Source organism: Bordetella sp. 15P40C-2 (assembly GCF_009763235.1).
Lineage (GTDB): Bacteria > Pseudomonadota > Gammaproteobacteria > Burkholderiales > Burkholderiaceae_B > Bordetella_A.
Map to the genome: position 1 here is coordinate 194,150 of NZ_WSJA01000014.1, position 15,730 is coordinate 209,879.

Here is a 15,730-nt window from a genome sequence, read left to right on the forward strand (position 1 = left end):
AGTGAGCTCACTTAATTGAAATGCACGAGTTGCTCGAACAGCCGACGCAGCACGAGGCAGTATTCGGCGAACTCGGGCGAAGCCATGGTTTCCAGCGTGCGGGGACGCGGCAGATCGATCTTGATGTCTTCGACAATAGTGCCGGGGCGAGCCGACATGACCAGTACGCGATCGGACAGGAATACGGCTTCCGAGATACTGTGGGTGATGAAGATCGCCGAGGTCTTGCGCGCCATCCAGATGCGCTGCAATTCCAGGCTCATGTGATCCCGCGTCATGGTGTCGAGTGCCGAAAACGGCTCGTCCATCAAGAGCAGATCCGGATTATGAATCAGCCCACGCGCAATACCGACGCGTTGCTGCATCCCGCCGGATAGTTCGCTGGGATAGTTATGCGCGAAGCGCTCAAGACCCACGAGACGCAGCAGATCCATCGCGGCTTCGCGCGCCTTGGAGATGTCTTGACGCAGCGCGCGCGCAGGCACCAGCACGTTGTCCAACACGGTCTTCCAAGGCAGCAAGTTTGCCTGCTGGAACACCATGCCCACGTCACCGCGCGGACGATCGATCTTCGCACCCTTCAGATAGGCGGTGCCGTGCGTGGGTTTCAACAACCCGCTAAACACCCGGGTGAGTGTCGATTTACCGCAGCCTGAAGGCCCAATCACCGACACGAACTCGCCGCGTCCTACGGACACGTTGATATCCTGCAGCGCCGTGACGCTGCCACGGCTACCGCGGAAGATAACGCTCAGGTTTTCCGTGGAAACCAAGGGTGTGCTGTCATTCCCAACGTCAATAGCGTTAGGCGATACCTGCGCGCGTGCTTGCATCATTTTGCCTTTGCTTGCGCTGCAACGGCGCGGGCGTCAAAGTCGTTGATGCGATCGACGAACTCGTTGGTGTAGAGCGTATCCAGCGGCAGATCGGTGGTCGACAACAGGCCGCCTTGGTGCAGAACCTTGGCATAGTCTTGCAGCGATTGCTGGGTATAGCGTCCCATTTGTGCCGGGCCCTCGGCCGGGATCATGGTGGCCAGGCGCATCTCTACGATACGTACGGCGTCGGCGAGTTTTTGCTCTTCGGTGCCTTGGGAAGGCTTGGTGTTGGGATACATCGCCCAGAAGTTTTTCACGCAGGCTTCTACGTTGGCTTGGCAAGCGACCACGCCTTTGGCGGCGGCGCGCGCGAACTTGACGGCCAGTTCGGGGTTATCACGCAATGTGTCTTCGTGGGCCAGCCAGCCATTGGAAAAGAGTTTGCGGTACTTGTCCTCGACTGGCACGCGGCGCAGTTTGGTGCCGTTGTTTTCCAACTGGCCATGGAAGGTGTCGAACAGGTTCAGGCCCGCGATCGAGCCGTCTTCCAACGCGCGAAACGCGCTGGCGCCCACGCCGACGGGCAGCAGCTCGTAGTCTTTACCGGCTTGCAAGCCGGCGTCGTTCATGATGGCCTTGGTAATGGGAATGTTGGCCCAGGTCATGCCACCCACACCTATTTTCTTGCCGGCGAAATCGGAGGCTTGCTTGATGGGGCTGTCTTCCTTGACCACGATCTCGTAGGGCGACAGATAGATACCGTTATAAAAGAGCTTGACCGGTAGGCGCGTGCGGTCGGGCTGCGCGCCGGAGATCAACGACTCCGGGCTCATCCAACCGAAGGTGATGTTCTTTTGAGTCAGCTGGGGCATCATCACCGACGAGCCCTGGAAGAACATGATTTCAACGTCCAGGCCTTCGTCTTTGAAGTAGCCCATGCCATTGGCCATCAACAACGGTGCGTTCGATAGGTTGATGTTCGTGGGAAAGGCGAACTTCACCGTTTCCGCGCGCGCACCGAACGTAGCGGTCAACGCGGCACCAGACAACAGGCTCAACGCGGCCAAGCGCGCGAATGAACGGCGCGATTTTTGTGCTGCTTTCATATGCAAACTCCAAAGATGAGGGAATGCGCGTCAGCGCGCGCTACCCTGGTGTTGCTACTCAAATGACTAGATGGATTCTTGGAAAACCAGCGTCATGCCGCCCGCGTTCTTGGGCGCGATGCGGATGCCTCCAGGACAGGATTGGAACGGCACTGCATGCGCGTTTAAGTGCGTGACCGCGCGTTCCAGACTGGCCACGGTCACGGTGCATGCCGCTGGAAACGGCAATGCGGGCACGCGCGCATCGGGCGCCACTGCGTGCAAGTACTCGGGGGTCACCAGGCGCAATGCGCCGTGAGTGAGGGTGAACAGGCGATATCCCGGCCCTGCTTGCGCTGCGCAGCCTAGAAAACGTTCGTACCGTGCAGCCGCTTCGTCCAGATTCGATACGGCGACGGTGGTTTCCGCCAATGCAATGGCGGTATTCGGATGCGTGAGGTATCGCGGCTGCCAGACCAGTTCCGGCGTCTCGTGCTGCAGCATGAACACGCGCCCTTCTGGCAGCTGCGAGGCGTCGGGACGCACCTGGATGAATCGCGCGACGTCGCTGCCGTCGGGCAGATCGACGCGCCGTTCCAGGATCGTACGGCCAGGTTCAAAGCCAGCGGCTTTCAATCTGGCCTGCTCGGTATCGGCATCGCGCAAACCGAATGCCAGGATGTGCAGGCCCTCGTAACGTGCGAGCGCCTCGGGTACACCCAGCGTGTCCAGCCCCGGATCGACCACGCCCAACAGTTCGATATAGCCCTGCTGCAACATTGCACAGCGGTTGGCAGTGCCGCGCAGGGATATCGGGGCATCAGGGGTGGGGGGACGGGAATGTTGTGACTGTGGCGTGAGGAGAAACCCTAATGCCTCGTATTGCCGTGCTGTGTGGCTCAGATCATCGGCAAATAGCCCGACATGATCCAGATTCACCCCTGTAGGCAAGGCCGGTAAAAGCTGCATCCGACGTCCTGACTGTATATTTAAGTTGCATAACGATCTGTATACAAATGAGCATACTGTAAAATTTCGCTTGACGAAAGTCGCAATTGTGAGAAACAAGGGAAAGTCCGGGGTTTGTGCGGCCAATCAGGGGCGTTGACACACGAAAATGTCGTTGGTAACCGGCTTTGACTGTGCGCGACCGCCCTGCGCTACGAACCAGATGCAGTACTCGCGTTAGGCGCGGCGCGTGGCTTGAGGGGTTTCGCCAAACGCTTCGCGATAGGCCCGCGAAAAGTCCCCGAGGTGGTTAAACCCGAACCGTAACGCAAGCTCTCCCACTTTCGCGGGCCGTTCCGGCTGCAGCAATTGCTGACGTACCGCTTGCAGACGCTGCATACGCAACCATTGCAGCGGCGACTGTCCGCAAGACTCTCGAAACAAGGCTTGAAGACGCCTGACCGACAAGCCGCAATGCGCCGCGATCATGGATACCGGCATGGGCTCTCCCAGATGCCGCATCATGTAGTCCTGCGCGCGCCAAATCGCCTTGGGCAACGCAGGCGGCGGAGCGGGCCACAACAGTGTTGCCATGTTGTGCGGTTGATGTAGCAACAGCGTTGTCGCCAGCAAGGATTCCGTTTGCGCCAATAAGGTATCCGAAACAGCGCGTCCATTGCTTTGGCCCGCGCACCTGACCACCCATTGCAGCATGGGAAACATGGCCTGCCAGCCCGCCGTATGAGGCGCAACCACGACATCGAAGAGTATTGCAGGCGCTTGTTCATGGCCCGTTAAGCGGCACCATGCCTGGGCAATCGCGCGTCGATCGACCCGCAGTAATACATGTTCGTAGTCGGCGCTGGCGTTAAAACGAAACGGACGACCGGGGCTTAGGAGAAACAGTCTCTGCGGCAATACGTCGATACATGCGCCATCGAAGTAAAAAACGGCTCTCCCTTGCGTCGGCACCACTAAAAGGTAGTAGTCCTCCAGGCACTGCGTCTCGAGGTCGATGCCGATTTCAGCGCCAAAACCTGGCCGCAGCTTCAACAGCGCCAGCTTGCCGCTGGGTACCAGATCCATGCGGCAATGCTGCACGCGTCCCCGATGGATTTGCAGTTGATAGGCGGTCAGCACCTTGCCAATTTCCGATCGCGCCTCGTCCAGGTCGTCCGTGTCGACGACGCTAAAGCGCTCAAACGGGACCTGTTCAAACAGCGTGACGATCATAGGATTCGGCCCAAGCGACGAGAGCGCAGATCTTATCGGATCGGTTGTGGCCCGACGAAAAAATATCGCGAATCCGATAACAGACGCCAGCAATCCGATAGACGGAAATATTAAGTTGCAAGACGATATCGCAGGCTGCAGATGCGTGACAGCGTGCTCCCTCTTCACCTCAAGCGATCCGCAATAGCGTTACTCTGCGCATCCTTTTTTATCGCCACCGCTGCCGTGCGCGCAGCGGTCGCTTACGCGAGTGTTATTGATGCCAAACCCTTCCCAACCGCGCCATCGAGTCGTTCGCCAATCTCTGGATACGCATCACCCAGCTCAGCGCCACGACGTTCTGACACTTGACTATGCGAGCAAGCTGCTGCTGGTGCTTTCTTATTCCGCATTACCCATGGCGCATGCGCAGAGCAACCTCGAGGGTCTAAGTTGTACCAACAGCCAGGGCGTCGAAGTTTGCAGCAATAGCAGCGGTCAGACCATGGCAAACCCGGCGGTCCTAATTGATCAAGGCAATACGCTGCAGGTAACGACGAACTCGAACGTGGTCTACAGCGCCGGCGACGTTATCGCGGGCGCGCAGATCATTAGTCAAGGGGTCGACGGCAATGTCGATCAGTTCAACGGCGGTGCTAGCGGTGCTGTAACACTGATAAATAACGGGAGCGTGGACATCACGCTGACGGGCTGGGAATCGCAAATGGCCATAGGTCTGCGCGCCTCCAGTCGCGGCGGTGTGGGTTACTCGCCAGAACACGACGATGACGGGGGCCATGGCGGCGACAGCGGCACCGTCCAGCTGACAAACAATGCGTCAGTAACACTAGGCGAGGACGGCGGCGTTTTCCAATATGGCGTGATGGGCGTTTACGCCCAGGCCGCGGGCGGCACGGGCGGCACAGCGCATTCGCACGCTATCGATCACTATGGGGGCAATGGTGGTAACGCTGGCGCAGTCACGCTCAATAATCATGGTGCGATCGGCATGGGCACGAGCAGCGACCTATTGGCGGGAACTTCACGCGCCTGGGCAGTCGCTGCGGAAAGCGTCGGCGGCCGGGGAGGCATGTATGCCAAGGGCCAAAGGACCGATGGCAATGCCGGGACGGGCGGCAGTGCGAGCAGCGTCACGCTGAACAACACAGCCAATATTGCGCTCTATTGGCAGGACCCCGATGTGACGGACGACGGCGCAGTGGGCGTCATGGCGCGCAGTGTCGGCGGCGATGGCGGAGAAAGCCAATACAGTGATGATTCTGGCGGCAACGGTGGTGATGCCGGCTCGGTCGCGGTCAACGTGGGCGAGGTACCCGGCACATCCAATCCCGCGCGAACGTCTATTGTCGTGCGCGCCGCCATGGGTACCACGCCATCTAGTGTGAGCGCGGGCGCGGCCATCACAGCGATTTCGCGAGGCGGGGTGGGCGGCACGCTAACCTCCCACGGTGCCAGTGGGGGCCAGGGCGGCAATGCAGACACGGTGAGCATCCAGCTCAACAACACCAGTGTGCAAAGCATCGGAGACTATATCGCTGGCGTGGTGGGGTTCTCACGGGGCGCGAACGGCGGGTCCGGAGACAGCACGGACCGCAGCACGAACGGCGGCAATGGCGGCAAAGCCGGAAACGTATCGATTTCGCTGGACGCTGGTGCGAGCTCGCCGAGCCAGGCCTCTTCGATCACGACTCAAGGCCTTTATGGCTATGGCTTGCTGGCGCAAAGTATTGGTGGATTTGGCGGCACCGGCACGAGCCAGGGGGGTACGGGCGCGAACGCGGGCACCGCGTCGGCGACAACCAACCTTGCCTCGATTCGCACGAGCGGGAACTATGCCGCCGGCGTGATCGTGCAATCGATCGGAGGTGGCGGTGGCACGGGCACCGATTTCACCTGGGGCCTCGCTGGCAGCGGCGGAAATGGTGGCAATGGGGGTAACGGAGCGGCTGTCACGATAACGAGTTCGGGCAATATCAGCACGATCGGCCAACACGCGTACGGGCTGCTCGCGCAATCGATTGGCGGCAGCGGCGGCACGGGTGGCGTCGGCGTCGGCTTGATCGCGGCCTTGGGCGGAGATAGCGGCGCGGGTGGCGCCGGCAGCACGGTGCAAGTGACTAACGCCGGCAACATCACGACAAGCGGCTATGCATCCAACGGGATGGTGGGTCAGTCCATCGGCGGCGGCGGCGGAGCGGCGGGATCGGCCACGGGTTTGTTCGCTGTCGGCGGGAACGTGGCGCCCAGTGGCACTAGCGGCGCGGGGTCGGTGACGATGACCAACGCCGGCAGCATCACAACGGCGGGCGATGCGGCCATTGCGATGCTCGGCCAATCCATCGGTGGCGGTGGCGGCACGGCAGCCTCCGCGGCCGGACTCCTATCGATTGGAGGAACCGGCGGCAACGGGGGGCAAGCGGGCGACGTCACGCTCAACGCGAACGGCAAGCAACAAACCGCTGGCGAATATGCCTATGGCGTCGTTGCGCAATCCATCGGCGGCGGGGGTGGCAATGGCGGCAATGCCTTCGCGCTAAGCACGGCGGCCCCCGCCATCTCCATCGGCGGCAATGGCGGCATCGGCGGTAACGCTGGCAACGTCAATCTGTCCGTGAACAACAACGGTACGGTGATCACATCCGGCGCGGGCGCGACCGCGGTCCTTGCACAGTCCATTGGCGGCGGTGGCGGCAGCGGTGGCTCGGCGAAGAACGCGACATTGTTTTCAGACGCCACGCTCAGCATCGGCGGCGCTGGCGAAGCGGGCGCCTCCGCGGGTCAGGTCAACGTACAGGCCTCCGGCGCCAACCTGCGGACCTATGGGGCAAGCGCTTCTGGCATCGTGGCTCAAGCCATCGGAGGCGGCGGTGGCATTGGTGGCACCGCGGAGTCGGCCGGCTTAAACGTGGGGTTCAATCTGGCGGTCGCCGTCGGCGGCACGGCAGGCGGTGGCGGAGCCGGCGGAAAAGTGTTGATGACGCTGAGCGATACGGTCGTCGCGACTTCGCCCGTCGACCCCAGCACGGAAGTGACGCAAGCACAGGCACAAGCTGTCGCGCAATCAGACGCCTACGGCGTTCTTGCGCAATCCATCGGCGGCGGTGGCGGCTCGGGCGGCAGCGCGACAGGAAACAGCGTCGCCCTGCCCGTCCCGATTAGCGAGGACACGGTTTTTGCTCTTGCATCCTCCATTGCTGTTGGCGGCAAGGGCGGGCTCGGAGGCGATGGCGGTGAAGTCGATGTCGTATTGAACGGCAGTAGTCTCGTGGTCACCAACGGCCAAGGTGCGCACGGCGTGTTGGCACAATCGATTGGCGGCGGAGGCGGCAACGGTGGCGACTCGAATGCCATGAGCCGCACGTTCACTACGCCTGAGGTAAGCATTGCAGTAAACGTCGACGCGTCGGTGGGCGGCAGCGGCAACGCGAGCGGGCATGCCGGGGCAATCGACTTGCAACTCAATGACCGGAGCCAGATCGTCACCTATGGCGACTATTCCAACGCGCTGATGGCTCAGGGCATCGGTGGGGGTGGTGGTAATGCAGGCGTAGGCAGCAGCGGAACAGGCGGCATCGCGCAGGGCAAGTCATACACCGTTAATGTGGGTGTGGGCGGTAAAGGCACCTCGGGCGGCGCCGGCTCCAATCTGACCGCGACGACTGGGTCGGGTACCGCCATCGGCACCGCTGGATCTGGGTCGCGCGGCATTTTGATGCAGTCGATTGGCGGTGGCGGAGGCGCTTCGCAAGGCACCACCGTCTCTTTAGGCTTACCGTTGGAAGACAGCGGCGGCGGTGGCGGTGAGGCCACCACGAGTTTCACCGCGGCGGTCAGCATTTCCGTGGGCGCCACTGGCGGACAAGGCGGCAGCGGTGGCAGCATCGTGCTGACTGATGCGTCAAGCATTACCACCCGTGGCAATGATGCCGATGGCGTGTTGCTGCAATCCATTGGCGGCGGCGGGGGGTTGGGCGGTTCGGCCGGCTCTGATGCTTCCGCCGGACCTTCGTCATATCCAGGGTTCAATCCAAGTGACGACCCTCCTTCGGATGACAACGATCTCGGCACCTATGGGTTGTCGGTGACCGTGGGTGGCCAGGGCGGCGCGGGCGGCAACGGATCGGCCATCACGGTGAACTACTCCGGCATCACGCAAACGCAGGGCGATCTGGCGGACGCCATGATCGTCCAATCCATTGGCGGCGGTGGTGGCGTCGGAGGTACCGCCACGGCAAAGGGCGCCAGAGGCACCGCTAATCTCACTATCGCCGTGGGTGGTAGCGGTGGCGACGGCGGAAATGGCGGCGACATCGATTTAAATTTCGCGGGCAAGGTCAGCGGATCATCCGGCAATGCCAGTGCGGGCCAGTTGATCACCCGGGGCAACGCGGCGTATGGCCTGCTCGTGCAGTCCATCGGCGGCGGTGGCGGTCAGGCTGCTGACGGGTCGGCCGATGTCACTTACAAAACCGGCGCCACCCCCTCGCTGCTGATTGGTGTAGGCGGGCGAGGTGGCGCGGGCGGAACCGGCGGCGCGATCAACATGAATGCCGCCAACAGCCTGATTGGAGCCAGTACCTATGGCGCGGGCTCGCATGCCATCGTGCTGCAGTCCATTGGCGGCGGCGGCGGCGCAGCCAGCGCTGGCGCCAGCACCGACGGATCGATCGTGGGTGAGGACTTCGTGCTTAGCCTCGGCGGTGGCGGCCAGGGAACCGCTAGCGGGGCCGGCGCGATAACGGTCGATTCCATCATCCTCTCGCACACACAAGGGCCGGCGGCCTACGGTCTGGTCGCTCAATCCATCGGCGGCGGCGGCGGTATTGCGTATGTGGGACCGACTTCGCCAATTAGCAGTGCGAATATCGACACCTCTGAACAAGCCAACTCGTTCGACGCTTCCGGTGGCAATGTCCATGTCAGCCTTTCATCGGTCAATCATCTCGACCCGAACGGCCGGGATCCCTACAACGACATTTCGACCGCGGGCTTTGCTGCGCATGGCATAGTGCTGCAGTCGATAGGCGGTGGCGGAGGGATCGCGGGTAGCCCGGATTCGCAACTGCAGATGGGATGGCAAGGCGCAGGCCAGCAAAATGTCAGCCCGAGCGGCGCTGACGCGGGTGACGTTCGGCTGGACATGGGAGATATGACGATCAGCGTGACCGGTGACAATAGCGTCGGCGTGCTGCTTCAGTCGATCGCAGACGGCGGCGGTGTAGGCACGACTTCACAAGGCAGCTTTGCCGGATCGGTGTACGACCATACCAAGGGCGGCGGATCCAAAGCCGGTGCGATTACATTCACCCAGACAAGCGAAGGCACTCTCTCCGTGACGGGCGCGAACCCGATAGCGATTTTTGCGCAAAGTGATGGAAACATTGCGCAGGCCTCGCCCATTTCCATCACGATAGGCGGGATGGTGCAGACAGCCCCTGTGCCCACGCTTCCCAACGCGTATGGGGTGTGGCTTGATGGGGGTTCAGATTCCAACGTCGTAACGGTTGCAGAGGCTGCCTATCTCATCTCCACTATCGCCGTGCAGCAAACACGATTTGGCACGATTACGGTCAATAACGCCGGCACGATCGCGGGTTCTCAGTTTTTAAGCGCCGACAGCAGCGCGACCGTTGGCGTCCTCAACAACACGGGCACGCTGATCAACGCCGCCACCATCAAAGGTACGGTGGTTAACGCAGGCAACGTGATTGTGGGTTCTCCCTATGAAATCGATCAGATGCGTGTGACAAACGACTTCGTCCAACGTGAAAAAGGAACGCTGCATATCGGGGCGGATTTCAACAATCGACGGATAGACCAGCTCGTAGTGGGGCGCGACGCTCATCTAAACGGTCAGCTGAGTATCGCGGCTTCAACGCTCATGCCTAATCGGGAGTTGACCTTTGTGCAAGCAGGCAGTGTGAACGCCGCCGCGCTCAAGGTTCACGGCGCGTCATCGCTCTTTGACTTCAACACGCATGCCACCGCCGGCGCGGCGGCCGTATCCGTCGGTCGAGCGAATTTCGACAAGATGTCGCAGGCCTATGGGCTAGGCGCAAACCTGCGCGAGGTAGGTGATCACCTGCAGAACATCTGGGAACGCGGAAGCACAGAAGCGTTGGGCTCGATCTATGCTCGGTTCGATCGCCTGGCAAATAACGCGCAAGCTTATTCCTCGGCAATGAGTGACTTGTCCCCCGGGTTGTCGGCCGCCCCTGCTGCCCTTGCCACCCGTTCGATGAAAACGTTCGCGGACAGTTTGTTTAGTTGCCCGCAACACGCCGCTAATACCCTGCAGCAACCTGAGGGCGACTGCGTGTGGGGTCGGGTGTCGGAAAAGACCTCGCACCTGGATCCGAATCGGGGTACCGCCGCTACACGTGCGCGTTCAACGTCGTATCAACTTGGTGCTCAACGGCGTATCGCTCCGCAGTGGGTTCTAGGGGTAGCGGGCGCGTATGAGAACAACAACATACGTTCGGACGACAGCCGTATACATACCAAAGGCGACGCGGGTTATGTGGGTCTGCTGCTGAAATACGAGACGGGCCCCTGGACCTTCTCTGGAGCGACCTATGGCAGTTACGCATCGTACGACACCGAGCGGCGCATTAATCTCACGGGCGAGACGGCCAAGAGCGACCCAAAGGTCTGGTCCATCGGACAGCAACTGCGCGCGGCCTACACGGCCTCCATTGAGAAGGCATATATCAAACCTTATGCCAATGTGGATCTGATCTACACACACATGCCTTCCTACACGGAACGCGATGCGGGGCCGTTGAACCTCGACGTCGCCAACGCGGATCAGCTCAATGCCATGTTGACACCGGGCGTCGAAGTGGGCGGACTATTCCAATTGCGCGACGGTTATACGTTGCGGCCCTTCGTGAACGCGGGTGTATCTGTGTCCACCTCGGACAAGTGGGAAACGCGAGCTCGGCTTACTTCAGCCCCTGCCGACAGCCACGCCTTTAAGACCACGCTGGAGACGGGCCGTGTCTTCGGCCATGTGTCTGTGGGCATGCAGCTAGCTGGCCGCGGCGGATTTGATCTTCGCGCGCAGTACGACGGACTAATTTCCAGTCAGACCCGGAGTTCGGGGGGAACCATTAAAGCCATTTGGCGTTTCTAACCGGGTTGGGTCGTAAAAGCCGTGTGCGGCACGCTGGTGTAACGACTGGCTTGCACATGGCGTAGATCAACATTTAGCGAGTCGCCCGCTCAGAGGCTGCCCACCGCTTTGGCCGATGGGCAGCCCGGAGCTGCACTCCGATCGCCGGTCCAGGTGCATCAAGCCGCCGTAAGCAGTTGCCCGAGAAATGCCCGCGCCCGTTCAGTTTGTGGCGCAGCGAAGAACTGTTCAGGTGTGGCGCTTTCGATGACTTTGCCACCGTCCATGAAAACCACGCGATCCCCGACCTCGCGAGCGAAGCCCATCTCATGCGTGACGCAAATCATGGTCATGCCTTCCTTGGCAAGCTCGACCATGGTTTCCAGCACTTCTTTGACCATCTCCGGATCCAGTGCCGAGGTTGGCTCATCGAAGAGCATCACCTTGGGCTGCATGCACAACGCCCGTGCGATCGCGACACGTTGCTTTTGACCTCCAGAGAGCTGCCCGGGGAACTTATCGGCGAGATGAGGAATGCGCACACGCTCCAGATAATGCATCGCGCGCGTATCCGCCTCCTCGGCACTCACGCCTTTGACTCGTCGTGGCCCGATCGTGCAATTCTGCCGAACGGTCATATGCGGGAAAAGGTTGAAGTGTTGAAACACCATCCCGACATCGGCCCGGATGCGTTCGATGTTCGACAACTGATGATTCAACTCAATCCCATTGACAACTATGGTGCCTTGTTGATGCTCTTCCAGTCGATTGATCAGGCGTATCGTGGTGGACTTTCCCGAGCCGGAGGGACCGCAAAGAATCACTTTCTCTCCCGGAAATATCGCCAGAGAAAGGTCGTCGATCACCTTGAACTCGCCATACCACTTCGAGACGCCTTGCAGGTGAATGATAGGTTCTTTCTGCATGATCAGGCCTTGGTGATATCGTGATTCTCGCCCGCACCGTTCCAGTAACCGGGCACGGCTAAGCGACGTTCCGAGCGGCGGAACATCCAGGACAACACGCTGCACATGGCAAAGTAAATGATGCCCACTAGTGTGTACACCGTGAGCGCTTGGAAGGTCGCGCCTGCCAGCATTTCGCCTGCCCTCATCAATTCATACACGCTGATAACGGCAACGAGCGACGTTTCCTTGACCAGAACCAGCGCATAGTTACCCAGTGCAGGAAACACCGTGCGCAAGGCCTGTGGCAATACGATAAAGCGCAGGCGGTCGGTTTTGGATAGGCCCAATGCTCGCGCCGCCTCGTATTGGCCAGAGTCCACGGATTGGATCCCACTACGGAAGAGCTCGGCCAGATACGCCCCGAAATTCAAGGTCAAGCCCAGAACCCCAGCGGTGAATCCGTCGATCACCACGCCCATTTCGGGCAGCCCGTAATAGATGTAGAACAGTTGCAATAACAACGGGGTGCCGCGTATGATCTCTATATAAAAGCGGGCGGCGCGCGATAACAGTCTTGAACTGGATAGCCTGCACAGACAGACTATCAAGCCCACGATAACGGCAAGCACCGCCGAACAGACAAAGAGCGCGAGCGTCCATGTCGTACCCTCGGCCAGCGGCGTGAGATATAGCTTTAACGTAGCGAAATCCATCACTCAGACTTCCCTACTTAGTTGCTGATCAGCTCGGACACACCCCACTTACGGCCGATCTCTGCCATCTCCCCATTGCGCCTCATCTCGATCAGTGCGGCATTCACGGCATCCAGAAGCGCCTTATTGCCTTTCTCCACGGCCATGCCGACCTGCCACTTCGTCTGCGGCTGGTAGCCCGAATAAAGCTTCACGCCAGGGATATTCTTGCTTTGGATCTGGTAGATGATGCTGGGAGGATCCACGATACCCAGATCGATCCGTCGCGCGCGCACATCCGCCAGCAGCGTGGAATAGTCTTGATAAGTCGATACCCGGGTATCGGGCATGTCCTTGATCATCTTGAACTGCACCGAATCCACCAGCACGCCGACTTTATGACCCTGCAGGTCTTCAAATCGATCGTACGCCTTGTCGTTCTTGTCGCTCACGACAATGCCTTCGCCCCATTCATACACGGGAACGCTGAAGTCGATGACCTCGCCGCGCTCGGGTGTCATGAATAGAGGCGCCGACATCACGTCCGCACGCCCGGAAGTCAAGGTGGGAATCAGGCCCGAGAACGGCACATCGCGCAGCTGCATCTGGGCTCCAATATGCTTGGCCACACCTTGCGCCACATCCACCATGATGCCTTCGAGCTGATTGCTGACGGGATTCTTGAAACCATGTGGTGGCGAGGATGCCGTGGTGACCACATTGATGTTCTTGGTCGATTGGATCTCTTCCAAGGACCGCGCCGACGCGTTCGCGCCGACCAAGCTTAAAGCCAACAAACTCGTGAAGATGATTTTCATGTTTTTCCCCTTGTTTTGAAACTACCGACTGCGCGTCAAGCGCGCCTTTTTTGCACCGCTGTGCTGGCAAGTGCAAAAAATTCTTGTATGACCGTGGCCGCCAAAAAGGCCGTCGCCCCGCCTACATCTTGTGGTGGCGAGACGGTGTTGACGTCGAACGCGACGAAATTCAAACCGCTTAATCGGCGTAGCAGCGCCAAGCCTTCCTTGGCTGACAACCCGCCCCACTCGGGCGTGCAGACACCAGGCGCGCACGAGGGATCGAATATATCCATGTCGAAACACAGATAGACCGGTCGATCCCCGACGCGGCGCTTGATCTCGTCAATCACGCCAGCTTGGCCTGCTTCGAGATCGTCAAATGGAATCACCGTGTAGCCCACCTCTCGCCCGTATTCGACAACGCCACCCATGAAGGAATTGCCGCGCGTGCCTACATGAAAGCTGGCGCTGACATCGAGCACCGACTCTTCCGCCGCGCGCGTGAATGTGGTGGCCGTGTTATAGCCAGGGATCGGATAGGTGTCGGTATGCGAATCGAAGTGCAGTACAACCAGTCCGGGATGACGCTTGCCCACCGCACGCAATTGCGGCAAAGTCACGGCGCCGTCTCCACCCATGGTCACCGGAATCGCTCCCGCGTCGAGGATGCGGCCAACCGCCTCTTCGATCACGGGATAGGAACGTTCCGGGTCGCCCGGCCAGCAGGTCACATTACCGACGTCCACGGCATTCAGATATTGAACGGGGTTGTCGACGCCGGCCCGGCGGAATAAGTCGAACGGCCGCAGCAGTTTCGATTGCTCGCGAATGGCATCAGGACCTTGGCGTGAGCCGACACGGAACGGGTGCGTGCCGCAATCAAAAGGAATACCCATGACACAGGCCCCGGGCGTGCCCCGCTCGGGCATAGGCCCCGGCAGGCCCATGAAGCCGGCGGCCGGGTTGAATATGGCCGCATCGGCCAAAAGGTCTGTTTGAGATCCCACTGCTTCCCCTAGTTTGTTGTAGCGCCTGTGAATCCGCCCATATCGTCTGTCGATATGATGATGTCATTTTTAATGATATCGGGACGTACGGAAATTAGGGCTAACCCCGAATCAGCTTTTCGGTTTTGGGGGAAACAACCGCAGGCGCGCGAACATGCGTCGCCCGTGCGATAGCAAATGCAATGCTCGCGCGAGTGCACGGGAACGTATCGGCGTAAAGGCGATTAACTCTTCCGCCTGCGCGCTAGACAGGGCGACTCTTCAATAACCGGTTTCGTAAAACGGCGGCGTGATTCCGATAGTGTTCGATGCGCTGATCGCGTGCGCCGTCTCCACAACCTGCGGGCCGAATACCGCTTGCGCCTCTTCAAAAGACCAGCGGCTCGCCGGTACCGACACGTTCACCGCGCCTACCGGCGTACCCACCGGATCTACGACTGGCGCGCTTATCGTGATGTCGCCCGGATATATCTCACAGTTGGACCGTGCGTACCCATGGTCCCGCGCGAACTGGACCTCGTTCATCAAGGCATCCAAGTCGGTGATCGACATATTGGTATGCGCGCGTCTTTCACTGGACGAAAGCAACTCGTGCACGCGATCGTGGTCCAGACGCGACAACACGGCCCGCCCCGCCGCCGTCGAATAAATGGGCAAACGCGTGCCCACAGGCATATTCACGAACATCTGCATATGCGTCGCGAACCGGGCGACGTAGACCATCTCCCGCCCCTCGGGCTCGGCCAAGCTACACGTCTCCTGCGTGCTGCGGTTCAGGGAATGCAGAAATGGATTGCCCCCCAAGACCAACGCACTGGTCTGGGTATATTGCATACCCAGCTCGAGCGAACGCGGCGCCAACGAGAATTTCTTCGTCTGCGGATGTTTACGCAAATACCCTAGCACCCACAGTGTGTGCGCGAAGCGTTGCACCGCGCTTTTGGTCAATCCCGTCGCTTCCGCTAGCTCTGGCAAGGTCATCGCAGGACGCCTTTCGGTGAACGCGCCCAACAGCGAAATGCCGCGAGCCAAGGCGGCAACATAAAGAGGCGAATCCTCGACGGAGGCGGACATAGTGGTCATATTGAATCGATGATGGCGCAGGGCATATGGCGGTACCACCAC

10 protein-coding genes are annotated in these 15,730 nt (G+C 60.1%); 1 reads left to right on the forward strand and 9 read right to left on the reverse strand.

Features of this window, described 5'->3' with window-relative positions; all coding sequences use genetic code 11:
* Positions 1–11: 11 nt before the first annotated feature.
* The 4 genes from GOQ25_RS06475 to GOQ25_RS06490 all read right to left on the reverse strand — a co-directional run bounded on the left by GOQ25_RS06475 (position 12) and on the right by GOQ25_RS06490 (position 4,084).
* The gene (locus GOQ25_RS06475) at positions 12–833 is read right to left on the reverse strand and encodes an ABC transporter ATP-binding protein (protein ID WP_202109350.1); all 822 of its coding nucleotides are present in this window, start codon (positions 831–833) and stop codon (positions 12–14) included.
* On the reverse strand, positions 833–1,924 hold the full coding sequence (locus GOQ25_RS06480) for an ABC transporter substrate-binding protein (RefSeq protein ID WP_160349639.1): 1,092 nt from the start codon (positions 1,922–1,924) through the stop codon (positions 833–835). The genes GOQ25_RS06475 and GOQ25_RS06480 overlap by 1 nt, the downstream gene beginning before the upstream one ends.
* Positions 1,925–1,990: 66 nt before the next feature.
* Positions 1,991–2,872, reverse strand: a complete 882-nt coding sequence (locus GOQ25_RS06485; protein WP_160349640.1) for a VOC family protein — start codon at positions 2,870–2,872, stop codon at positions 1,991–1,993.
* 216 nt (positions 2,873–3,088) lie between these two features.
* Positions 3,089–4,084, reverse strand: coding sequence for an AraC family transcriptional regulator (locus GOQ25_RS06490; protein WP_160349641.1), 996 nt, complete (start codon positions 4,082–4,084; stop codon positions 3,089–3,091).
* 259 nt (positions 4,085–4,343) lie between these two features.
* Here GOQ25_RS06490 and GOQ25_RS06495 point away from each other — a divergent pair, with 259 nt between their 5' ends.
* Complete coding sequence (locus tag GOQ25_RS06495) at positions 4,344–11,219, forward strand: autotransporter outer membrane beta-barrel domain-containing protein (RefSeq protein ID WP_160349642.1); 6,876 nt, start codon at positions 4,344–4,346, stop codon at positions 11,217–11,219.
* Between the two features lie 158 nt (positions 11,220–11,377).
* Here GOQ25_RS06495 and GOQ25_RS06500 read toward each other — a convergent pair whose 3' ends face one another.
* From GOQ25_RS06500 to GOQ25_RS06520, 5 genes are all read right to left on the reverse strand, one after another.
* Positions 11,378–12,124 carry an amino acid ABC transporter ATP-binding protein gene (locus GOQ25_RS06500; protein WP_160349643.1) on the reverse strand — a complete coding sequence of 249 codons (747 nt, stop codon included), beginning with the start codon at positions 12,122–12,124 and terminating at the stop codon, positions 11,378–11,380.
* Positions 12,125–12,126: 2 nt separating this feature from the next.
* Positions 12,127–12,819 carry an amino acid ABC transporter permease gene (locus GOQ25_RS06505; RefSeq protein WP_160349644.1) on the reverse strand — a complete coding sequence of 231 codons (693 nt, stop codon included), beginning with the start codon at positions 12,817–12,819 and terminating at the stop codon, positions 12,127–12,129.
* Positions 12,820–12,836: 17 nt separating this feature from the next.
* A complete protein-coding gene (locus tag GOQ25_RS06510) occupies positions 12,837–13,616 on the reverse strand; it encodes an ABC transporter substrate-binding protein (protein WP_160349645.1) in 780 nt (259 codons plus the stop codon).
* A 35-nt stretch (positions 13,617–13,651) separates the two neighbouring features.
* On the reverse strand, positions 13,652–14,545 hold the full coding sequence (locus GOQ25_RS06515) for an arginase family protein (protein ID WP_160349736.1): 894 nt from the start codon (positions 14,543–14,545) through the stop codon (positions 13,652–13,654).
* Positions 14,546–14,866: 321 nt separating this feature from the next.
* Positions 14,867–15,688: an IclR family transcriptional regulator gene (locus GOQ25_RS06520; RefSeq protein ID WP_160349646.1), complete on the reverse strand. Its 822-nt coding sequence runs from the start codon at positions 15,686–15,688 to the stop codon at positions 14,867–14,869.
* Positions 15,689–15,730: the final 42 nt, after the last annotated feature.

Bases quoted from the DNA above. Each gene is read 5' to 3' on its own strand.
- GOQ25_RS06475 (WP_202109350.1), bottom strand. From the start codon at position 833: ATGCAAGCACGCGCGCAGGTATCGCCTAACGCTATTGACGTTGGGAAT.
- GOQ25_RS06480 (WP_160349639.1), bottom strand. From the start codon at position 1,924: ATGAAAGCAGCACAAAAATCGCGCCGTTCATTCGCGCGCTTGGCCGCG.
- GOQ25_RS06485 (WP_160349640.1), bottom strand. From the start codon at position 2,872: ATGCAGCTTTTACCGGCCTTGCCTACAGGGGTGAATCTGGATCATGTC.
- GOQ25_RS06490 (WP_160349641.1), bottom strand. From the start codon at position 4,084: ATGATCGTCACGCTGTTTGAACAGGTCCCGTTTGAGCGCTTTAGCGTC.
- GOQ25_RS06495 (WP_160349642.1), top strand. From the start codon at position 4,344: ATGCCAAACCCTTCCCAACCGCGCCATCGAGTCGTTCGCCAATCTCTG.
- GOQ25_RS06500 (WP_160349643.1), bottom strand. From the start codon at position 12,124: ATGCAGAAAGAACCTATCATTCACCTGCAAGGCGTCTCGAAGTGGTAT.
- GOQ25_RS06505 (WP_160349644.1), bottom strand. From the start codon at position 12,819: ATGGATTTCGCTACGTTAAAGCTATATCTCACGCCGCTGGCCGAGGGT.
- GOQ25_RS06510 (WP_160349645.1), bottom strand. From the start codon at position 13,616: ATGAAAATCATCTTCACGAGTTTGTTGGCTTTAAGCTTGGTCGGCGCG.
- GOQ25_RS06515 (WP_160349736.1), bottom strand. From the start codon at position 14,545: ATGGGCCTGCCGGGGCCTATGCCCGAGCGGGGCACGCCCGGGGCCTGT.
- GOQ25_RS06520 (WP_160349646.1), bottom strand. From the start codon at position 15,688: ATGACCACTATGTCCGCCTCCGTCGAGGATTCGCCTCTTTATGTTGCC.